Annotated in this window: 15 protein-coding genes and 1 pseudogene; 6 read left to right on the top strand and 10 right to left on the bottom strand. The window is 72.8% G+C overall.

The annotated features are described in order from the left end of the window. Positions 1–81 precede the first annotated feature (81 nt). Together murJ and Q5425_RS05285 are read left to right on the top strand one after the other, a co-directional pair. The gene (gene murJ / locus Q5425_RS05290; RefSeq protein ID WP_308670953.1) at positions 82–1,863 is read left to right on the top strand and encodes a murein biosynthesis integral membrane protein MurJ; all 1,782 of its coding nucleotides are present in this window, start codon (positions 82–84) and stop codon (positions 1,861–1,863) included. A gap of 154 nt (positions 1,864–2,017) precedes the next feature. Beyond that, entirely contained in the window at positions 2,018–2,512 is a 495-nt protein-coding gene (locus tag Q5425_RS05285; RefSeq protein ID WP_308670952.1) for a hypothetical protein, read from the top strand. Positions 2,513–2,585: 73 nt separating this feature from the next. Here Q5425_RS05285 and Q5425_RS05280 read toward each other — a convergent pair whose 3' ends face one another. Beyond that, positions 2,586–3,545 (bottom strand): chitinase, encoded by a 960-nt coding sequence (locus Q5425_RS05280; RefSeq protein WP_308670951.1) that lies wholly within the window; start codon positions 3,543–3,545, stop codon positions 2,586–2,588. A 218-nt stretch (positions 3,546–3,763) separates the two neighbouring features. Between Q5425_RS05280 and Q5425_RS05275 the strand changes: the two genes are divergently transcribed. After that, complete coding sequence (locus tag Q5425_RS05275) at positions 3,764–5,062, top strand: diguanylate cyclase (protein ID WP_308670950.1); 1,299 nt, start codon at positions 3,764–3,766, stop codon at positions 5,060–5,062. Here the strand turns inward: Q5425_RS05275 and Q5425_RS05270 are convergent. Next, on the bottom strand, positions 5,049–6,011 hold the full coding sequence (locus Q5425_RS05270) for a 2-oxoglutarate and iron-dependent oxygenase domain-containing protein (protein ID WP_308670949.1): 963 nt from the start codon (positions 6,009–6,011) through the stop codon (positions 5,049–5,051). The genes Q5425_RS05275 and Q5425_RS05270 overlap by 14 nt on opposite strands. 69 nt (positions 6,012–6,080) lie before the next feature. Further along, entirely contained in the window at positions 6,081–6,539 is a 459-nt protein-coding gene (locus Q5425_RS05265; protein WP_308670948.1) for a nucleoside deaminase, read from the bottom strand. Between the two features lie 110 nt (positions 6,540–6,649). Between Q5425_RS05265 and Q5425_RS05260 the strand changes: the two genes are divergently transcribed. Then, a complete protein-coding gene (locus tag Q5425_RS05260) occupies positions 6,650–7,606 on the top strand; it encodes a YafY family protein (protein ID WP_308670947.1) in 957 nt (318 codons plus the stop codon). 32 nt (positions 7,607–7,638) lie between these two features. Here Q5425_RS05260 and Q5425_RS05255 read toward each other — a convergent pair whose 3' ends face one another. Then, the gene (locus Q5425_RS05255; protein WP_308670946.1) at positions 7,639–8,727 is read right to left on the bottom strand and encodes a winged helix DNA-binding domain-containing protein; all 1,089 of its coding nucleotides are present in this window, start codon (positions 8,725–8,727) and stop codon (positions 7,639–7,641) included. Beyond that, complete coding sequence (locus Q5425_RS05250) at positions 8,724–9,278, bottom strand: DinB family protein (protein WP_308670945.1); 555 nt, start codon at positions 9,276–9,278, stop codon at positions 8,724–8,726. Before Q5425_RS05250 ends, Q5425_RS05255 begins: the two co-directional genes overlap by 4 nt. Before the next feature lie 63 nt (positions 9,279–9,341). On the opposite strand from Q5425_RS05250, the gene Q5425_RS05245 reads away from it, so the two are divergent. Beyond that, positions 9,342–10,280, top strand: coding sequence for a YafY family protein (locus Q5425_RS05245; protein ID WP_308670944.1), 939 nt, complete (start codon positions 9,342–9,344; stop codon positions 10,278–10,280). A gap of 8 nt (positions 10,281–10,288) precedes the next feature. Here the strand turns inward: Q5425_RS05245 and Q5425_RS05240 are convergent, their stop codons facing one another. Next, positions 10,289–10,918: a TetR/AcrR family transcriptional regulator gene (locus Q5425_RS05240; protein WP_308670943.1), complete on the bottom strand. Its 630-nt coding sequence runs from the start codon at positions 10,916–10,918 to the stop codon at positions 10,289–10,291. Positions 10,919–11,161: 243 nt separating this feature from the next. Further along, on the bottom strand, positions 11,162–12,490 hold the full coding sequence (locus tag Q5425_RS05235) for a WD40 repeat domain-containing protein (RefSeq protein WP_308670942.1): 1,329 nt from the start codon (positions 12,488–12,490) through the stop codon (positions 11,162–11,164). Between the two features lie 140 nt (positions 12,491–12,630). Between Q5425_RS05235 and Q5425_RS45710 the strand changes: the two are divergent. After that, positions 12,631–13,248, top strand: a pseudogene (locus Q5425_RS45710) (alpha/beta fold hydrolase); the annotation flags it as partial. 377 nt (positions 13,249–13,625) lie between these two features. Here Q5425_RS45710 and Q5425_RS05225 read toward each other — a convergent pair. The 3 genes from Q5425_RS05225 to Q5425_RS05215 form a co-directional block, all read right to left on the bottom strand. Then, positions 13,626–14,486 carry a hypothetical protein gene (locus Q5425_RS05225; RefSeq protein ID WP_308670940.1) on the bottom strand — a complete coding sequence of 287 codons (861 nt, stop codon included), beginning with the start codon at positions 14,484–14,486 and terminating at the stop codon, positions 13,626–13,628. Beyond that, positions 14,486–14,905 (bottom strand): hypothetical protein, encoded by a 420-nt coding sequence (locus tag Q5425_RS05220; protein ID WP_308670939.1) that lies wholly within the window; start codon positions 14,903–14,905, stop codon positions 14,486–14,488. Before Q5425_RS05220 ends, Q5425_RS05225 begins: the two co-directional genes overlap by 1 nt. A 122-nt stretch (positions 14,906–15,027) precedes the next feature. Further along, on the bottom strand, positions 15,028–18,732 hold the full coding sequence (locus Q5425_RS05215; protein ID WP_308670938.1) for a hypothetical protein: 3,705 nt from the start codon (positions 18,730–18,732) through the stop codon (positions 15,028–15,030). Positions 18,733–18,777 lie beyond the last annotated feature (45 nt).

Raw genomic sequence — 18,777 nt, 5'->3', positions numbered from 1 at the left:
GTGGTCACGCACTACGCACGGTCGTGATTTCGCTCGTGCGTTCGATTTATCGCGGGTCGCCGACCTGGCAGGCTTGTCCCCATGGCGGAGCACCCACCACCGGTGGACGACGAGGCGACGGTCTTCCTCCCGAGCGACCTGCGGGGCCCGCACTGGCCGACCCGTGACCCCGACGTCTCGCGGCGGCCCTACGACGAGTTCGCCGGCCAGATCGTCGCGCGGCCGCCCGCCTCGCCCGTCAGCGCCGGCCGCGGCGAGGGTGCCGGCTCGTCGCTGGCCCGCTCCAGCGGCCGGATGGCGGTCGCCTCCGCCGTCAGCCGGGTCACCGGGTTCGTCGCGAAGCTGCTGCTCGCCGCCGTGGTCGGGACCGGGATCGTCAACGACTCCTTCACCGTGGCGAACACCCTGCCCAACATCGTGTTCGAGCTGCTCTTCGGCGGCGTGCTGGCCAGTGTCGTGGTGCCGCTGCTGGTGCGCTCCCACGACGACCCGGACGGCGGCCGCGCCTACACGCAGCGGCTGATCACGATGGCGCTGGTGCTGCTCACCGTCGGCACGGCCGTCGCGGTGGCGATCGCGCCGCTGTTCACCGCGCTCTACGTCGACAAATCGTCCGCCACCGCCAACTCCGGGCTGACCACCGCGCTGGCGTACCTGCTGCTGCCGCAGATCCTGTTCTACGGCCTGTTCGCGCTGCTTTCGGCGATCCTCAACGCCCAGAACGTCTTCGGCCCGCCGGCCTGGGCGCCGGTGCTGAACAACGTCGTCGTCACCGGCACGCTCGTCGTGTTCGCCCTCGTGCCGGGGGAGCTGACCCTCGACCCGGTCCGGATGGGCGACCCGAAGCTGCTCGTGCTCGGCCTCGGCACCACGCTCGGCATCGTCGCGCAGGCGTTCGTGCTCGTTCCGGCGTTGCTGCGCACCGGGTTCCGGTTCCGCTGGCGCTGGGGCTTCGACCCGCGGATCAAGGAGTTCGGCGGCCTGGCCGCGTGGATCCTCGGCTACGTCGTGGTCAGCCACGTCGGGTTCGTCGTCACCACCCGCGTGCTGACCGGCGGCAACAGCGGCGGCGTCACGGCCTACAGCTACGCGTCCCTGCTCTTCCAGCTGCCCTACGGCATTCTCGGCGTTTCGCTGCTGACCGCGCTGATGCCGCGGATGAGCCGCGCCGCCGCCGACGGCGACACGGTGTCGCTGGTCGGGGACCTCTCGCTCGCCTCCCGCATGTCCACGGTGCTCTTCGTGCCGATCTCGGCGGTGCTGGCCGTGGTCGGCACGCCGATCGGCATCGCGATCTTCACCTGGGGCCGCGGCACCCTCGACGACGCCGAGCGGCTCGGCCAGACCCTGGCCGTCTCCGCGGTCGGGCTGCTGCCCTTCGCGCTGGTCATGTTGCAGCTGCGGGTGTTCTACGCGATGAAGGACGCCCGCACGCCCACGCTGATCATGCTCGTGATGACGGCGGTGAAGATCCCGCTGCTGCTGCTCTGCCGCGGGCTGCTCGACGGCGAGCACGTCGTCTACGGCGTGATGCTCGTCAACGGCGCCGGGTTCGTGGTCGGGGCCGTCCTCGGCCAGGTCTGGCTGTGGGTCCGGCTCGGGCACCTGCGCAGCAAGCGGTCGCTGCGGGTCGGCCTGATCACCCTCTCGGTGAGCGGGCTCGGCGTGGTCGCGGCGGTGCTCGCCGGGCACGCCGTGCCCGCGTCGCTGGGGGCGATCCCCGCGGCGTGGGTGAAACTGCCGGTGCAGGGACTGCTCGGGATGGCCGTGCCGTTCGGGTTGCTGGCGTTGTTCAAGCTGCCGGAGTTCGCGCCGGTGACCCGGCGGGTGGCCGGGCTGTGGCGGCGGTTCGCGGCTCGTTGACGACTACGGCCACCGAACCGATCCGGTTGTCTCGAAACGGTAACGGGAGCGCGGCGATCAGCGCGTTTACATTTGCTGCACGGGTTTCTACTATCCACCGGGATCAGGCGGCCGCGGGCGAGCGCGGCGGCGGGGGTACGGGTGGAGGTCGTGCATGACGCGCAGTGCGCGCAGGCGGCGGGACCGGGTCACGGTCGACGAACTGCTGCAGCAGACGGGGGCGCGGCCGCGCAAACCCGGCTCGCGGGCGGCCGAGCTGGCGGCGCGCCGGGACCGTGCGCCCGAACCCGGGCCGAGCGGGGCGGCGCGGCTGGCGCTGGCCTCGGCGGTGATCGTCGTGCTGGGCGGGCTGGTGCTCGTGCTGGCGACGCGGCCGGATCCGGTGCCCGGTTCCACGCAGTTCCCGCAGCTGCAGCCGGCCACCGCGGCCCCGGCGTCGTCGACCGCCCTGGCCGTTCCGACCGAGACGACCACGCCGTCGCCGGCGGTGATGCACGCGCGCCGGACGCCGACCCCCACCCCGACGGTGACGGTCGAACTGCCGCCCCCGGCCACCACGGCGAAGCCGAGCGCCCCGCCGTCCACAAGGGACCCGCGGTGGAGCCACTACGGGTGCTACCCGTACTACTGCGGTGGCTGGCGGCGCTGACCCGCGAAGGCCCCCTCACCGACCCCGATGCCGGTGAGAGGGCCCCCGACAGCCCCACTACGGGTCCGGTGCGTCAGCCGGTGTAGCCGGCGACGATCTTGGTGAATGCGTACTTGTCCTGGGTGATGCCGCTGCACTCGCCGCCACCGCTGCAGTCGCGGTTGGTGGCCCAGAACGTGAGGCGGGCCAGGTGGTGGCTCGCCGCGTAGCCGCGGATGGAGTTGAAGTTCGCCACCGTGACGGTCTCGCCCGCGTTGTCGGTCTTGCCGTTCATCGAGGAGAGGCCGCTGTGCCGGTAGGCGGTGTCGTCGCTCCAGCCGAACGTGGTCTTGAGCTGGTTCTTCAGCCCGTCGACCGCGGACTTGGTCAGGGCGGCCATGTCGCCGCCGCTGGAGAAGTCGAACGGCATGACCGACCAGACGTCGACGCCCGCGCCGATCGCCTTGGCCTGGTTGATCAGGCGCTTGCCCCAGGTGTCGGGGCCGGTCGTGGTGGTGCCGATGGTGATGACGACCTTCAGGTTCGGGTTGGCCTGCTTGGTCAGCTTCACCGCGTTGAGGATGCGGTCCTGCACCGTCGCGTTCTGGAACTCGTCGGTGTTTTCGATGTCGAGGTCGATCGCCTTGAGCGCGTAGGCGTCGATCACCTTCTGGTAGGCACCGGCCAGCGCCGAGGCCGACGTGCACTTCGAGCCCAGCTTGGTGCCGGACCAGCCGCCGAAGGAGGGGATCACGTCCCCGCCCGCGTTGCGGATGTTCTGGATCATCGTCTTGTCCGAGCCGGTCAGCGAGCGGCTGCCGTCCCACTTCGGGATGCAGGTGCCGTCGGACAGCACGAACGCGAGGGTAAACGCTTTCACGCCGGTCGCCGACATCGCGGCGGTCGGGCTGGTCTGGCCGCCCCACTGGTACAGGTACGGGGAGGCGAGCACGGGGTCCACCGCGGCCATGGCCTGCGGGGCGAGACCGACTGCCGTCGCCATCGCGGCCGAAGCCGCGACCGCGAGGGTGACCAGACGGCGCATCGATTTCATGGGGGTCCTCCAAACGCGCAGGGTGGAGCACCTCCGGTTTGAGGCGGCGGGATCATCCCGGGAGGAGTGCTGTGTGCCACCACACAGTGGACTAGACCAATGTTGCGTGTCAACCCTCCGTCGGTGGGAAAATGACCCACGGGATCTTCGAGGCCGGCGATGTGAAATTCCCCTGAAGGCGGATCGACACGGGCCCGCATTCCGGCTACTTTGCCGAAATGGTGGGGGATTCCACGGTCGCCGCCGGCGGGGAACGCCGCCCGGGCCGGTTCCTGCCCGCCCTCGTCCTGCGGCGCTGGGCCCTGCGGCGGTGGGCGCTGTGGCGGCTGCCGCGCCGCGGCCAGGTCTGCTACCTCGTCGGGGTCGACACGCTCGCCGTCGCCGCCGTTGTGCTCGCCGCCGTCCGGTTCCCGCCGCTCGCGTCGATGCTGGTGCCGTTCGCGCTGCTCGCGGCCGGGATGCTGGGGTCGGCGGAGCTCGCGCGCCCGGTCGAGCGGCACCGCGAGGACACCCTGCTGGGGCCCGGCGTCGACACGCCGTGGATCTTCGCCGGGGTGCTCGTGCTCCGGCCCGGTCTCGCCGTCGCGCTGGTCGTGCTCTCCGCGCTGCACCAGTGGTTCCGGGTCCGCAGAAGACCGGTGTACCGGCAGGTGTTCGGCGCCGCGGCGACGGCGCTGGCCGGTCTTGTCGCCGGCGCCTTCCTCACCGCGACCGGCATCCGGCCGCTGGGCGAGGCCCTCGACACCCGGACCGTCCTCCTGCTCACCGTCGCCGGGCTGGTGTTCCTCGCGGTGAACGCCGCGCTCGTCACCGGCGCCGACGGGCCCCGCCGTCCGCGCGAAGCCGCGCCGGGGCACGCCTTCGACGCCGCGATGACGGCGTTCGGCCTGCCGCTGGCCTGGGCCGCCGGAGCCGCGCCGCTGCTGGTGCCGCTGCTGGCCGGCGCCACCGTCGTGCTGCACCGCGGCGGGCCGGGCGGTGGCCGCCGCGACCACGTCACCCTCGATCCCGGCACCGGCGTGCTGACCGCCTCGTCGTGGCGCGGCGCCGCCGAAGCCCGCCTGGACCGGCTCGGCGGGCACGGCCCCGGCCCGGCCGTGCTGCTGCTCGACCTCGACCGCTTCCGCCTGCTCAACGACCGCTACGGCGTCCGCATCGGCGACGCTGTCCTGCGCGCGGTCGCCGGCGCCCTGCGCGACGAGGTCCGGGCCGCCGACCTCGTGGGCCGCTCCGGCGGCGAGGAGTTCGCGGTGCTGCTGCCCGGCACCGGCCGCTTCGACGCGATGGCGATCGCCGAGCGGATCCGCCTGCGGATCGCTTCGACGCTGGTGGCGCTGAAGGACTCGGGGGACGGCCCGCAGTTCGTCGGCGTGACGGTGTCGATCGGCGTGGCGGACTGTGCGGCCGGCGGCGTGCTCGCGGACGCGCTGCTGGCCGCGGAACAGGCGTTGCTGCGGGCGAAGGCGGGTGGCCGCAACCGGACGGTCTGCGCCGAACCGGACGTCAGCTCATCGTGATGGCGTCGAGCTTCTCTTTCAGGTAGTCCGACGCGATCACTTCGGGGTAGGTCCGGGTGCCGAGCGGCGGCGCGAGCGACGTGATCCGCGCGTTGTGGTCGGTTTCGTAGAAGAAGATCAGGGACACCAGGTCCTCGTCCGGTGCCATCGCCGCCGGCGGGAGGACGCGGTGGCGCGTCGAGCGCCAGCGGTCGCCGGTCCAGCGGGCCATCAGGTCGCCGATGTTCACCGTGAACGCGTCCGGGTGGAAGGGCGCGTCCACCCACTCGCCGTCGGCCGTGCAGACCTGCAGCCCGCCGACCCCGGCCTGGCGGTCGAGCACGGTGACCGTGCCGAAGTCGGTGTGCGGGCCGATCCGGAACTGGTCCGGCGCGGGCGGGCCGACGCGAGTCATCGGCGGGTACCAGTTGATGTTGAACGTGTACGTCGGGTGCCCGGTGTGCCGGGTGAAGTGGCTCTGGGCGAGGCCGAGCGCCGCGGCGAAGATCTCCAGCAGGTGGTCCGACAGCGCCCGCATCCGGCGCATGTACTCCGTGGCCGCCTCGCCCAGGCCCGGCACCTCGTGCGGCCAGACGTTGGACTGGAACCAGAACCCGTCGATCTCGGCGACGCCGGTGTGCGTGTCGGCGCCCGCCGAGTAGGACTCCTTGAGGTCCGGCGGGGTCTCGGTGCCCTCGGCGTACCCGTTGGCCTCGACGCCCGGCGGCAGCCAGCCGCGGCCGCCGACCGTGACGGCGTAGCGCTGCTTGACGTCCTCGGGCAGCGCGAAGAACTCCCGCGCCAGCTCCCGGGTCCGGTGGCGCAGCTCGTCCGGCACGCCGTGCCCGGTGACCAGCAGGAAGCCGGACTCGCGCAGCGCGGTGTCGATCCGCCCCGCCACCTCGGCCCGGCCCTCGGACGTGCCCGCGAACCACGGCGAAAGGTCCACGAGCGGAACGGATGACGGCATACCGGCTCCTGTCAGGCACTGCTGTTGTCCCACTGCTGTTGTTCAACACTGCCGTTGGTCAACACTGTCCTATTCGGACTTTTCGACCCCGATGTCCTCGAACCAGAGGTCCGGGCGCGCGGCGATGAACTCCGTCATCAGCGCGGTGCAGCCGGGATCGTCGAGCAGGGTGATCTCCACCCCGAGCCCGGCGAGCCAGTCGTGACCGCCGTGGAACGTTTCGGCCTCACCGATGACGACGCGCCCGATACCGAACTGACGGACGAGCCCGGAGCAGTACCAGCACGGCGAGAGCGTCGTGACCATGATCGTGTCGCGGTAGTGCGGGCGGCGGCCGGCGTTGCGGAACGCCGCGGTCTCGGCGTGCATCGACGGGTCGCCGTCCTGCACGCGCCGGTTGTGCCCGCGGCCCAGCAGCGTGCCGGCGGTGTCGAACAGCGCGGCCCCGATCGGCACGCCCCCTTCGGCCCGGCCCAGTTCGGCTTCTTCGCGGGCGACGGCGAGCAGGGTGTGCGGGTCGATCGGCATGCGTCACTCTTTCGCCCGGGGCGGTGCCTGGCAAGTGTTCGGCCCTCCGACGGCACCTTCCGGCGAATCGCGGACCGGTTCTGTCCTCGATGTCTGGCACACTGCGTGCCATGTACGGCACTTCGGAACGCCTGCTCCGCCTGCTTTCCCTGCTGCAGGCTCGCCGGGACTGGCCGGGCGCGGACCTCGCGACCCGGCTCGAGGTCGACGTCCGCACGATCCGCCGGGACGTCGAGCGGCTGCGTTCCCTGGGGTACCCCGTGCACGCGACGCCGGGGGTGGCGGGCGGCTACCGGCTCGGCGCGGGTGCCGCGTTGCCGCCGCTGCTGCTGGACGACGACGAAGCCGTCGCGGTCGCGGTGGGCCTGCGCACGGCGGCGAGCGGGACGGTCAGCGGCATCGAGGAGACGTCGGTGCGCGCGCTGGCGAAGCTGGAGCAGGTGCTGCCGGCGCGGCTGCGGCCGCGGGTCGGTGCGCTGCACGCGGCGACGGTGTCGCTGCCCGGGGCCGGCCCGACGGTGGACGCGTCGGTGCTGACCACGATCGCCGCGGCCTGCCGCGACCACGAGCGGCTGCGCTTCGGCTACGGAGACCGGTCCGGCGCCTCGACGGAGCGGGCGGTGGAGCCGCTGCGCCTCGTCCACACGGGGCGGCGCTGGTACCTGGTCGCCTTCGACCTCGATCGCGCGGACTGGCGCACGTTCCGGGTCGACCGGATCGCCGGGGCGCCGGCCGCGGGTTTCCGGTTCACCCCGCGCGAACCCCCGGCCGAAGACCTCGCGGCGTACGTCTCCCGGCAGATTTCCACGGCGCCCTACCCGCACCAGCTGGTGCTGCGGGTCGCCGCCCCGGCCGCGGTGCTGGCGCGCCGGATCCCGCCGACCGCCGGGGTGGTCGAGGGGATCGACGAGCACAGCTGCCGGGTCCGGACCGGGGCGAACACCCTGGACACCGTGCCGTACCACCTGGCCCAGTGGGGTTACGACTTCGTCGTCGAGGAGGCGCCGCCGGGGCTGGTCGAGCGGTTGCGGGAGGTGGCGGAGCGGTTCGCGCGGGCGGTGGGGTGACCCGGCCCAGGTCGCGGGAGGGCGGCCACGGCTCAGCCGGGTTCCACCCGTACGCGGTCGCTCTCGCGGTCGGTCAAGAAGGCGGCCAGGTCGCTGCCTTCGGCGGTGACCTCCTCGCGTTCGGCCTTCGTCAGCGGCCGCAGCGGGCGCACCACCACCGCGTCGGCTGCCAGCGTCCACGTCGCCGAGACGCGGCCGTCCACCAGCACCACCCGCTCGCCCGCGACCGACAGCCCGCGGTGGGCGTCGTCGATGATGCGGGAGCGGTCGTCGTAGCCGAGGATCGAGTTGTCGAACGCCGGCAGGAACCGCACCGGGGCGGGCGTGTCCGGGTCGGGGCGCGGGGCTCCGGGCAGGTCGAGCAGCTCGCGTCCCCGCTCGTCGCGGAAGACCACCAGCTCCTCGCGCAGCGCCTTCACCGCCGGCGGCAACCCGGTCAGGCCGCACCACGCGCGCAGGTCCGCCGTGGCGGCCGGGCCGAACGCCGCCAGGTAGCGCCGCACCAGCGCCCGTCCGGCGCCGTCCGCCGGGTCGAGCGGGTCGGCGTCGCGGCCGAGCCACGCGGCCAGCGGAAGGTTCCGCACACCCGCCTTGGTGCGCCACAGCCCGCGCGGCGGCAGCTGCACCGACGGGATCAGCCCGGCGACCAGCAGTTCGCCGAGCGCCCGCGGGCCCGGGGCGGGCCACCGGCCGGCGACCGCCCGCGCGAGCTCACCCATCGAGCGGGGCTCGCCGTCGGCCAGCACCGCCCGGCCCGCCGCCGCGAGCTCGGCGAGATCCACTCCCTCGAGCTCGCGGCGGTAGGTGCCGAGGACACGCCGGCACAACATCGTGTCGAACCGGCTCCGCCACGCCAGCACGTCACCGGCGGTGAGCAGGTGGACGGTCCGGCGCATCAGGTGCGTCCGCACCACGTGCCGCCCGGTCAGCAGCGTGTCCAGCGCCGCCGGGTCGAACGCGCGCAGCCGCGACCACAGCCCGGTGAACGGCTCCTGCGGCTCCTGCGCCTGCAGCCCGCCGAGGTGCGCGACGGCGTCGAGCACGGGCAGGCCGGTGCGGTCGAGCAGCAGCTGCCGGGCCAGCGTCGCGCGGTTGAGCGCCCGCGTGTCCAGGACGGTCACGTCGACTTCCGGCCGTCGAGCGTCTCGCGCAGGATGTCCGCGTGGCCGGCGTGCTGGGCGGTCTCCGCGATGACGTGCATCAGCACCCGCCGCACGCTCTGCACCGCGCCCGGTGCGTTCCACGGCGCTTCCGGCAGCGGGTGCGTCGTGGACAGGTCGGGGACGGTCATGACGATTTCCTCGCTGCGCTTGGCGACGTCCTCGTAGCGCGCGAGGACCTCGGCCAGCGTCTCGCCGGGCAGCATCCGGAAGGCGTTCTGGTGGTCGATCGCCCACTGCGGGAATTCGCGGGCGGTTCCGGCGGCCATGTCCGCCCAGGTCACGCCCTCGGGGAGGTCGTAGCGCAGCGCCGAGGGGCCGTCGACGACAAAGCGCAGCCAACCTTCTTCGATGGCGGCGACGTGTTTGACGAGCCCGCCCAGGCACAGCTCGCTGACGGTCGGGCGGGCGCCGGCCTGCTCGTCGGTGAGCCCGTGGGTGGTGGCGATCAGGGCGGCGCGGGCGGCCGCCAGTTCGGCGATCAGGTCGTGGCGTTCGGTTTCGTTCTGCACGAGGACCACCGTGTCAGGGGTAGCGGACAGGGTGTGTCCGCTACTGCGGGCAAGATGACAGCCGTGCCGAAAACCTCCGCGCGGCTGCTCGCCCTGCTCTCGCTCCTCCAGACCCGCCGGGACTGGCCGGGCCCGCTCCTGGCCGGGCGCCTGGAGGTCAGCGAGCGCACCGTGCGCCGCGACGTCGACCGCCTGCGGGAGCTCGGTTACCCGATCACCACCACCAAGGGCCCCGACGGCGGCTACCGGCTCGGCGCCGGCTCGGAACTGCCGCCGCTGCTGTTCGACGACGACCAGGCCGTGGCCCTCGCCGTCGCGCTGCGCACCGCGGCCGGCGGCGGGCTCGGGGAAGCCGCGGCCCGGGCGCTGACCACCGTCCGGCAGGTCATGCCGGCCCGGCTGCGCCACCGCGTCGACGCGCTGCACGTCACCGCCGTTTCCCCGGCGGTGCCTCCGGTCGATCCGGCCGTGCTCGCCACCCTGAGCGCGGCTGTGCAGGCCCGCGAGGTGCTGCGGTTCGACCACGCGTCCTCGGCCGGTCCGCCGCGCCGGGCGGAGCCGCACCACCTGGTGACCTGGGGCGGGCGCTGGTACCTCGTCGCGTGGGACCTCGACCGCGGCGACTGGCGCACCTTCCGCGTCGACCGGATCACGCCCCGGATCCCGGCCGGGCCGCGCTTCGCCCCGCGCGAGCTGCCCGGCGGCGACGTGGCCGCCTTCGTCGCGAGCCGGTTCTCGGGCCGCGACCTCTCCGGGGACTGGCCGTGCCGGGGCGAGGTGATCCTCGGCCGGCCGGCGCACGTGGTGTCCGAATACGCCAGGGACGGGGTGGTGGAGGAACTCGGCCCGGACCGCTGCCGGCTGGTGCTCGGGGCGTGGTCGTGGACCGGGCTGGCGGCGACGATCGGGCGGTTCGACGCCGACATCGAGGTCGTGGGGCCGGAGGAGCTGAAGGACGCCTTCGCGCTCCTGGCCCGCCGGTACGGCGAGGCCGCTCGCTGAACGACTGCTTATTCTGTGACCGGCGTCTCGGTGGCGACGCCGAGCATCCGCAGCACCAGCCCGCCGTACTCCTGGCCCAGCGCGGTCGGCGTCTGCCGGGCGCGCTCGCTGTACCAGCGGGCGACGTCGACGCCCAGCGAAAGCACCGCCCGGGCGGCGACGTGCGGGTCGGACACCGTGAACACGCCGCCGTCGGCGCCCTCGGTGATGACTTCGCGCACGATGCGCTCGATCCGCCGCCGCAGCGCGGCGACCACCTCGAACTCCTGCTCGGGCAGCGCCTGCAGCTCGTACTGGACAACCCGGGCGACGGTGTGGCGCCGCGCGTGCCAGGCCACGAAGTCCTCGACGATGAGCCGGATCCGCGCGACGGGATCGGACTCCTTCGCGACGACGTTTTCGACGAGCGCGAGGGTCTGCTCGTGGCCGTACCGGCTGATGGCGAACAGCAGCGCGGCCTTGGAGGGAAAGTGCACGTAGAGCGCGGCGGGCGACATCCCCGCGGCGCCGGCGATGTCCCGCGTGGTGGTGGCGTGGTACCCCCGCTGGGCGAAGGCTTCCACCCCGGCCAGCATGAGCCGCCGCGCGGTTTCCGGCTGCACGTCCGGCCACAGTTCGGCCGACAGCGACATCGTCATCCGGTGATCCTCCCAGATCGCCCCGCCCCAGCGGCGGCCAAGACGGCCGGCCCGGTCCTGCCCATTGTAAGCGGCCGCTTTGTGGACGATCCGGTGGACGGATTCCGCCGTGGGATGTCTCTCATGACGGTGACGCCCGGAGGATCGCCCGGGTTGTCTCTCCAACGCGGTCTGCCGGCTCCGGTCGTACACGCGAGACGTCCACACTTCACCAAGCCGGCCCGCGGCCAACGCCTGAATTCGCTATCCGACTGACCAAAGCCGCGCGGTTTTGTCGGAACCGGCGCTCGCCAGCTTCGTGCCGTCAGGGCTGTAGACGAGCGACGCTATCGAACTTTCGTGTCCGTACAGCATCTTCTCCTCGACGCCGGTGCCGACGTCGAAGATCCGGATGACGTGGGAACCCTCCCACTGATCGACGCAGGCGAGGTGACGGCGATCGGGGCTGAACACCGGGTTGCCGGCGAAGTGGTGCACGCCGTTGGTCACCGCGTGCACGGCCGCTCCGGCGGAAGGGCGCCAGATGTTCGTGGCGTGGTAGCCCTTGGTGTAGGCGACGAGGGTACCGTCCGGGCTGATCGACACCTGTCCTCCCGAGCTGCTTATTTCCTGGTCGCGGGTCAAGGCGATCTCTTTCCCGGTGCCGACGTCCCAGACTCGGACGGTCTTGTCCGCGCTGATGCTGGCGAGCGCTTTGCCGTCTCGGCTGAAGGTGATGTCGGAAACGACATCCGTGTGTCCGGACAGCGTGCCAAGCGGTCGCCACGTCCGGCGGACCCGCAGGGTGATGACCTTCTGGTCGCCGCCCTCCGCGACGATCCTGCCGTCGGGGCTCATCGCGCAGCGAGAACGCTTACCCGGGATCGGGAACTTCCTGGTGGGGCTGTCGCTCCGCGCGTCCCAGAAGACGACTTGCTGGCCGACGCCGGGCGCCCAGCCCGCGCCGGCCATGATGGTCGAACCGTCCGGCGTGAAATGGATGTCACCCAAGCCGCCGATGGGTCCGTCCACTGTCAGCGTCTTCCGGGTGCTCGACGCCTCGACATCCCACAACCGGACGGTCCCGTCCATGCTGCCGGTGGCCAGCGTCTTGCTGTCCGGGCTGAACCGCACGGAGAACAGGACGTCGGTGTGCCCGGCGAACGTCCGGATCGAGTCGTCTCGCTTGTCTTCGACGATCAGCCACGACGCCACGCCGCCGACAGCGACCGATGTGCCGGCGAACAGTATCGTCCGCCTCCGGACCAGCGGTCTCGCTCTTCGGCTTTTTTCGCGGGGGACGGCGATTTTGCGTTCGATGGGCGTGGGGGCAGCGACCCTCGCCGGTGAGGCCGATCCGGTGGTGACCTTCCTGTCGGTTCGGGGGCGGAGCGGGGGTGCCTCGCTCCGCGGAGCTGCTTTCGGCGTCTTTGCCGGCAGCCGGTCACCCGCCCATTTCTCGATGAGGAAATTCGTGAGGTACAGCGCTGTGCCGCTGATGCCCGCAGCCACTGCGGCTTCGGGATCTTTGATGAAATACCACACGGCGAGCCCGATCAACGGCACGAGGAATTCGATGACTCGTCGCATCATCGTTGCCGATCATCCTCACGATGTCGATGTTCGCCCTGCTCGTAGGCCTTCTGCGAAGCCGTTGACACGTTCGTCAGGTTGCGGTCAAGGCAGCGAGCACACAGAGAAGGTCGTGAAGAGCGCGCCGGTGTTACACACCTGTGGCCCGACTGGGATACCGCGCGGGCCGGGGACCACTGCTCGTCCTGTGTCCCGGCCTCCTCACGACCCAAGCCGACCTTTGTGAACTCGTCGGGATACTGCGTCACCACCACGAAGTGGTGACCTTCGATCTCCGGGGTCACGGCCTCTCTTCACCCGGCCGCCAGTACACCTTCGAGGCGTTTCTCGGCGATTTTGCGGCCGTGCTCACGAAACTGGGATCCCGGCCCACGCTCGTCGGGCACTCCCTGGGTGCCGACCTCGCCGTGCACTACGCCGCCGATCACCCGGACCGGGTGGCCGGGCTCGTTCTCGTTGATGGGGCGAATCCGGTGCCCGAACCGTTCCTTCGCTCAGGCCGAGGGCACCGCGCGGCAGGTTTTGCTCGCCCCGCAGGACTTCCTCGACCCGAACCTCGAAATCGAGGCGGTGCGCGCCGGCATCCTCGACCGGTACCTACAGATCGACCGCCCGATCCGCATGATCATGGCCACCTCGATGGCCGGGGACGGCGATGCCGGGCGTACGGGGTGGCGCAACCGGAACTGGCGGGCCGGCGTCGAACGGCTCGTCCGCGCGTGGCCGTGTCGTGGGTTGACGGCGACCACCGGCTCGTCGTCACCCGCGCTCCGGAGGTCGCCCGGCTGATCCGCGGTAGCCGGCTGCGGGCGGGACACCGGAGCGATGCTGACCATCGGCGAACTGGCTCCGGATCCGGACCCTCGCCGAGGCCGGGGTTCCGCCGGCGCGGGTCCGGGAGCTGCTCCAGGCCGGTGCGGCGGAGTTCGCTGCCGCGGTCGCCGACATCGGTGACCGGCTGCGGGCCGAAATCCGGCTGCGGGAACGGCATCGCGAGCGGATCGCCCGGCTGGTCTCCGGGGACAGCCTGGCGCTGCCCCCGGAAGTGGCCGGGATCCTCGACCGGCTGCGGGCACTCGGTGTCGACGACTCGAACGCGTGGCGGCGGCGCCGCCGCAGCATCGGTGACCGCGAGCTACCCCGTTCCGACGATCCCGGCCGCTCGCGCGATGAGGTCCCGGCGCTCCGCCGACGCCCTGGGCAGGCGATCCCCGAGCCGGGCGATCGCGCGCTCTTGGTACGCGGAGTCCACCGCGTGCCAGATGCCCACGTAGTTGACGCGCCGGGCGCACGTGGCGTCGAGCTTCGCCATCGTGCGTTGCTCCGCGGGCGGCGACGTCCCGACCGACTCCGCCGCGTCCCAGCGGTGGTGGAAGTCGTGGCCCGCCTCCCGCATGCACTCCGTCCAGGCCGTCTCGGCGGCGCGAGCGCGGCTGTCGGCCCGGGTCTGCGTCCAGGATTCTCTCAGCACCTCGTCGACCAGGCGGGTGAGTTCACCGCCGCCGCCCAGCCGCCGCCAGGCCTCGTCCGCGCACCCGCCCGCCGGGACCGGTGCCCCGTCGGCCGCGCGGGCGGTGGCCGGGCCGCCGGTGGGGGTGCGGCCCGTGACGACCTCGTACTCGCGTCCGGACGGCCGCCACGGCCCGGCTCCCCGGCGCTCCTTGCCGGCGCGCGCGTAACCCGATCGGGCGGCTTCCTCGACGTCGATCACGCCGTAGCGGCGGTCCGCGCCGTCGAGGATGCCCGGCTGCTCGACGGAACCGACGGTGTAGTGCACCCCGAAGCGCCGGGCGCAGCCCTCGGTGAGGACCAGGGTGGCCCGGCCGATCACCTCGTCCTCTTCGGCGGACGGAACGTAGCCGGCGATCGGCAGGTGCAGCTGGGTGCCGTGCTCGATCGGGGCCACGGACGGGGGCAGGCCGGGCTCACCCGTGGCACAGCCGGCGGGCAGGGCGATTGCGGCCGCTCCCGCCACGGCCGCAATCAACCTCCTCATCAGCTGAGGGCGAAGGACGACGCCCGGTCGTTCCAGTTCGGGCCGACGTACACGCCGGCCGAGCCGCCGTCGATCCACCCGGTCTGCGCGTCGCCGGTGGCGGCGCCACCGTCCTCGTACAGCTTCGTGTCGCACGAGTTGTAGTCGTAGACGCGCGAGATGGCGTCGTTCCAGCCGGACGGCACGACCCCGACGACGTTGTCGCGGTCCGACGTCGACGTCGTGCACGGCGAACTGCCGAAGACCCGGATCCGGTTGCCCGAGCCGTCGGCGTTCTCGGTGAGGGTGGCCCGGTGCACGTTGCCGTACTGCAGCCCGAGGTCGTAGTTCGCCGTCGGGGTGTCGGCGTGGGCCACGGGGGTCATCAGGACGACCAGGCCGGCGGTGACCGCGCCGACCGAGACGATGCGCTTCAACAAGGTTCCTCCTCGAAATTGGTGCCACGACCAGCTGTAGCGCGCGGGATTTGTCCGGTGCCAGTGCCGGACCGCCGGACAAACAACCTCCGGACAATCGGGCCGCCCCCGACCTGGGCGGGCGCTCACGGCTCGTTGAGGTACACCTTGCGTTCCTGGGGCGTGAAGTCCCGGGTGATCCGTTTCTCGGCCGTCTTCAGCGCTTCTTCGACGGGTACGCAGGGTTCGCACCGGGCGATGCGGGCCGTGCCGTCGCCGTGCGCGGTGATCAAGGAATGCCCGTCGGGGCTGAACGCGAGAGTGCTGACCGAGGACCCGTACCCCTTGATCACCACGGAGCCGCCCGCTCCGTCGGCCTTCCAGATGCGCACCGTGCGGTCGCTGCCGTTGGTGGCCAGGTGCTGCCCGTCCGCGCTGAAGACCGCGCCCGCCACCGGCCCCTGGTGGCCTTCGAGGACGATCGGGTCCCGGTCCGTGAGCGAGCGCCAGATCCGCACGGTGCCGTCGGCGCTCGCGGTGGCCAGCCGCTGCCCGTCGGGGCTGAACACCGCCGACCGGGCGCCGCCCTGGTGGCCGGGGAGGACGATCGGGTCGCCGTCGGCCGCGGTGCTCCAGATCCGCACGGTGCCGTCCAGGCCGGCGGTGGCCAGCCGGGTGCCGTCGGGGCTGTAGGAGACGTTGTACACCGAGCTTTCGTGGCCGCGCAGGACGGTCGGCGGGTCGTCCGGATCGGTGGTCCAGATGCGCACGGTGCCGTCTTCGCCGGCGCTGGCCAGGTGCCGCCCGTCGGGGCTGAACGCCACGTCCCAGACATCACCCTGGTGCCCCCGCAGGACGACCGGGTGATCGTCGCCGTCCGCCTTCCACACGCGCACGGTCCCGTCCTGGGACGCGCTCGCGATGCGCCGGCCGTCCGGGCTGAACGTCGCGTCCCACACCTCGCCCTCGTGGCCGCGCAGGACGACCGGGCTGCTGTCGCCGGTGGACCGCCAGACACGGACGGTCGTGTCCCGGCCGCCGGTGACGACGCGCCGGCCGTCACCGCTGAATTCGACCGGCGCGACCCGGCCGCGGTGCCCGCGGAGCACGATCGGATCCCCGGGGGCGGTGACGTCCCAGAAGCGGAGGGTGCCGTCCGAGCCCGCGCTGGCCAGCCGGGAGGGCACGTCCGGGTCGTACGCCAAGTCCCACACCACGCCGCGGTGGCCGCGCAGGGTCAGCGGATCGACCGGGCTGTCCACGCTCCAGATCCGGATCACCCCGTCCTGGCCCCCGCTGGCCACGTTCCGCCCGTCCGGGCTGAACGCCAGCGTCTCCACGGTGCCGTCGTGCCCGCGCAGGACGAGGGGATCGCGCTGTCCCGGCTCCTTCCAGACCTTGACCGTGCCGTCGTCGCTCGCGGTGGCGAGCCGGCCGTCGCGGCTGAACGCGACCCGTTTCACGGTGTTGTCGTGGGCGGGGAACTCGAGGTCCTGGCGGCCCCCGGCCAGGTTCCAGAGGCGCACGGTCCCGTCGTCGCCGCCACTGGCCAGCCGCCCGTCGGCGCCGAAGGCGACGCTCCAGACCGGGCCCTGGTGACCGCGGAACACGGCGGTCTCGCGGCCGGTGCGCGCGTCCCAGACCCGGACGGTGCCGTCGTCGCCCGCGCTCGCCAGGTGGGTCCCGCCGGTGTCGAAGACGACCCCGCGCACCGCGCCTCGGTGGCCCTTCAGCAGCAGGTCTTCGCCCCCGGCGAGCGCACGGATCCGGATCACGCCGTCCTCGCCGACGCTCGCCAGCCGGCTGCCGTCCGGGGTGAAGGCCAGTTTGGCGGCCTCGCGCTGGTGACCGGGCAGCACCACGGACCCGGCCGGCGCCACGCCGGTGGTGGCCCGCTCCCACAGCCGCACGGTGCCGTCGGTGCCGGCGCTGACCACGCGCCGCCGGTCCGGGCTGAAGGCGACGTTGTACACCTCGCGCTGGCCGGCGGGCACCGTGGCCACCACCCGCGAGTCGAGGCTGGCCTGGCGGAGGGCCGCCTCCGCCTCATCGGTCGGCCGGATGCGGTAGGCCTGCCGGGCCAGCAGCAGGGCGAGCTCGGGATCGAGCGCCAGCTGAGCCCGGGCGTTGGCCACCAGCTGCCGGGAGAACGCCAGATCCCGGTCCCCGCTCGCCCGGCCGGCGGACACCAGCGCCAGCACCGCGAGCAGGCTCACCACCACGACGACGACGCCGGCGCCGATCAGCGTCCGGCGGGCCCGGCGGCGGGTCGCGGCGAGCTCGCGCCCGTGCCGCCGCCAGCTCTGTTCGAGGAACTCCCGCTCCGCGTCGTTGAGCCGCCCGAGATCGCGCTCGTCCCACGCCGTGAGCCGGGATCCCCGGTAGAGGAACTCCTCGTCCCGGCCGCTGCGCTCCCACTCGGCCGCGGCGTCGGTGAGGCGTCGCTGGGCGAGCAGCAGTTCGCGGTCCTCGTCGATCCAGGCGCGGAGGGTGGGCCAGTTCCGGATCAGCGCTTCGTGCGCGATTTCCACCGTGTGCTCGCCGACCGTCAGGAGCCGGGCCCGCACCAGCTCGTCCAGCACCGCGGCCGGGTGGGGGCCGGTGTCGAACTCGGCGGCCGGGACCCGTCTCCGGCTGTCCTCGGTGTCCTCGCCGAGGGCGATCAGCCGCAGCAGGATCTGCTTGGCCGCGCGCTGCTGATCGGCGTCGAGAGCGTGGTAGGCGTGGTCGGCGGTCTGGGCGATGGCACCCCGGACCCCGCCGGTGGCCAGGTAGGCGGACAGGGTGAGCGCGTTCCCGCGCCGGCGGCGCCACGTTTCCAGCAACGCGTGCGACACCAGCGGCAGGTACCCCGGTTGCCCGGCCACGTCCGCGAGGACGGCCGTGGTCAACGCCCGTTCCACCACCAGCCCCTGGCGGACGGCGGGCCGGGTGATCGCCTCGGTCAGCTCCTCGGCCGTCATCGGCCCGACGAGCAGTTCGGCGTCCTGGAGCGCGGCGACGAGATCGGGGTGCCCGGCGCACCGGGCGTAGAAATCCGCCCGGACGCCGAGCACGACGCGGGTCCGGCTGCCGGTTTGCCGGACCGCGGTCAGGAGCGCGGCGATGAACCGGTCGCGTTCCCGCTCGTCGTCGCAGAGGGTGAAGACCTCCTCGAACTGGTCGACGACGAACACGACTTCGGCCTCCGGAGGCCGGTCGGCGAGGGCTTCGTGCACGGCGAGGCCCAGATTGGCCGGATCCTCGGCCAACGCGGCCGCCAGGGCACCGGGGGAGGAGCCCGACAGCGGAGCCAGCCGGATCGCGCACTCGTGGACGGGCCTCGCGCCGGGGGTGAGCACCACGGACTGCGCCTGTCCCGCGGCGTGCAGAGCGGGGACCAGGCCGGCGCGCAAGAGGGACGACTTGCCGCTGCCCGAGGCGCCGACGACCGCGAGGAAGCGCCGGGACGCCATTCTGGACACGAGCTCGCCGACGAGCCGTTCCCGCCCGAAGAATCGATCCGCGGTCTCCGAACGGAAAGCCGCCAATCCCACATAAGGGACTTCTTCTTCGCCGGGAGAAACGGGCGGCGCGGGCGCCGATTCGGCCGCCACGGCCCGCCACCGGGCCTCCCATTCGGCCCGGTCGCCCCCGCAGGCGGTGACGTACGCCAACGCCACCTCCAGCGAGGGCAGCCGGTCGCCCTTGGCCGCGTCCGCCAAGGTCGTGACCGAGTAATGCGCCTGGTGAGCCAGCCGCCGGTACGTCGGCCGCCCGGCCTTTTCCCTCAGCTGGCGCAGCTCCCACGCGAAGAGCTGCACCGGCCCCGCCAGCGGATCCAGCGGCTGTTCAGGCCGACCTGCACCCATGTCCGTCTCCCTCCCCTTGGCCGGACATTCTTTGTCCGCCTCGCC

The organism is Amycolatopsis sp. A133, assembly GCF_031082405.1.
Classification (GTDB): Bacteria; Actinomycetota; Actinomycetes; order Mycobacteriales; family Pseudonocardiaceae; genus Amycolatopsis.
Note: the sequence above shows the minus strand (reverse complement) of the source record. Positions and strands in the feature narration are given on the sequence as shown.

What these genes read in the sequence shown, in the direction of transcription:
- Q5425_RS05215 (WP_308670938.1), bottom strand. Translation starts at nt 18,732, where the DNA reads ATGGGTGCAGGTCGGCCTGAACAGCCGCTGGATCCGCTGGCGGGGCCG.
- murJ (WP_308670953.1), top strand. Translation starts at nt 82, where the DNA reads ATGGCGGAGCACCCACCACCGGTGGACGACGAGGCGACGGTCTTCCTC.
- Q5425_RS05280 (WP_308670951.1), bottom strand. Translation starts at nt 3,545, where the DNA reads ATGAAATCGATGCGCCGTCTGGTCACCCTCGCGGTCGCGGCTTCGGCC.
- Q5425_RS05240 (WP_308670943.1), bottom strand. Translation starts at nt 10,918, where the DNA reads ATGACGATGTCGCTGTCGGCCGAACTGTGGCCGGACGTGCAGCCGGAA.
- Q5425_RS05285 (WP_308670952.1), top strand. Translation starts at nt 2,018, where the DNA reads ATGACGCGCAGTGCGCGCAGGCGGCGGGACCGGGTCACGGTCGACGAA.
- Q5425_RS05260 (WP_308670947.1), top strand. Translation starts at nt 6,650, where the DNA reads ATGTACGGCACTTCGGAACGCCTGCTCCGCCTGCTTTCCCTGCTGCAG.
- Q5425_RS05235 (WP_308670942.1), bottom strand. Translation starts at nt 12,490, where the DNA reads ATGATGCGACGAGTCATCGAATTCCTCGTGCCGTTGATCGGGCTCGCC.
- Q5425_RS05265 (WP_308670948.1), bottom strand. Translation starts at nt 6,539, where the DNA reads ATGCCGATCGACCCGCACACCCTGCTCGCCGTCGCCCGCGAAGAAGCC.
- Q5425_RS05225 (WP_308670940.1), bottom strand. Translation starts at nt 14,486, where the DNA reads ATGAGGAGGTTGATTGCGGCCGTGGCGGGAGCGGCCGCAATCGCCCTG.
- Q5425_RS05270 (WP_308670949.1), bottom strand. Translation starts at nt 6,011, where the DNA reads ATGCCGTCATCCGTTCCGCTCGTGGACCTTTCGCCGTGGTTCGCGGGC.
- Q5425_RS05275 (WP_308670950.1), top strand. Translation starts at nt 3,764, where the DNA reads ATGGTGGGGGATTCCACGGTCGCCGCCGGCGGGGAACGCCGCCCGGGC.